Raw genomic sequence first — 1,517 nt, 5'->3', positions numbered from 1 at the left:
GGCGCGCGCCAAGCGGCTGGCGCTGCTGCCGCCTCGCGACGCGTGGCCCGGCATCGTCGTGGGCGGAGTGCTGGCCGTGGCCGTCTTCAACCTGGCGGTGGCCTGGGCGCAGCTCAGCACCAGTACGTCCCGCGCGGCGGTGCTGACCTTCACCATGCCCATGATGTCGGCGGTGCTGGCGTGGCTGGTCCTGGGCGAACGCCTGGACCGGCGGCGCGGGCTGGCGTTGATGCTGGGCGCGATAGGCGTGGCCATCCTGGCCTGGCCCGTGCTGCACGCGGTGTTCGCGGAACACGATCTGGCGGCAACAAAGGGCTTGATCTTCCCGCTGGTGGCGGCGTTCGGATGGGCGGCCGGCACCGTCTACCTGAAGCGCTGGCCCGTGAACGGCCATCGCATCGTCATCACGGCATGGCAACTCGCCGTAGGCGCCGCCTGCGCCCTGACCGGCGTGTTGATCGCGGGCGAATCATTTCCCACCCAAGGCTGGAACGGCCGCATCGTCGCGGCGCTGTCGTTCCACATCATCCTGGGCACGGCGGTGGCGTATTGGCTGTGGTTCGTCCTGAGCGAACGCGTCAGCGCCACGGTCGCCGCGCTGACAACGCTGATGGTGCCCGTGGTTGGCGTGCTTGGCGCAATGGCCCTGGTCGGCGACAGACCTGGCGCAGCCGACTGGTGGGGGTTTGGTTTTGTGCTGGCGGGCGCGGCGCTGATCGTGTTGAACCTGGGGCGCGGGCGTGGCTGAGCGAGATGGGTTACGTGCGCTGGACGGCAGTTCCCAGATGGTTGGCATCTCGCACTCCACCCATCCTACGAACGTGCACCCGTAGGATGGCCCGTAGGATGGGTGAAGCGCGGCAAGGGTCGGCAGAAGAACCCCCCCGCCAATCGCGCGCAACCCATCACAACCATCGCCTCGTAGGATGGGTGAAGCGCGGCAAGACCGGCGCAAGAACACCCCCGCCAATCGCGCGCAACCCATCACCAACCGTCGCCCGTAGGATGGGTGAAGCGCGGCAAGGGTCGGCAGAAGAACCCCCCCGCCAATCGCGCGCAACCCATCACAACCATCGCCTCGTAGGATGGGTGAAGCGCGGCAAGACCGGCGCAAGAACACCCCCGCCAATCGCGCGCAACCCATCACCAACCGTCGCCCGTAGGATGGGTGAAGCGCGGCAAGGGTCGGCAGAAGAACCCCCCCGCCAATCGCGCGCAACCCATCACAACCATCGCCTCGTAGGATGGGTGAAGCGCGGCAAGACCGGCGCAAGAACACCCCCGCCAATCGCGCGCAACCCATCACCAACCGTCGCCCGTAGGATGGGTGAAGCGCGGCAAGGGTCGGCAGAAGAACCCCCCCGCCAATCGCGCGCAACCCATCACAACCATCGCCTCGTAGGATGGGTGAAGCGCGGCAAGACCGGCGCAAGAACACCCCCGCCAATCGCGCGCAACCCATCACCAACCGTCGCCCGTAGGATGGGTGAAGCGCGGCAAGGGTCGGCAGAAGAACC

General features: G+C 67.6%; 1 protein-coding gene. It reads left to right on the top strand.

Features of this window, described 5'->3' with window-relative positions; all coding sequences use genetic code 11:
* A partial coding sequence (locus ACE04A_RS19725) for a DMT family transporter (protein WP_485820429.1) occupies window positions 1-748 on the top strand: 748 nt, incomplete at its 5' end.
* Window positions 749-1,517 lie beyond the last annotated feature (769 nt).

Source organism: Achromobacter colocynthidis (assembly GCF_057334535.1).
The sequence above is the reverse complement of the archived record's forward strand: the minus strand, read 5'-3'. Positions and strand labels throughout refer to the sequence as shown.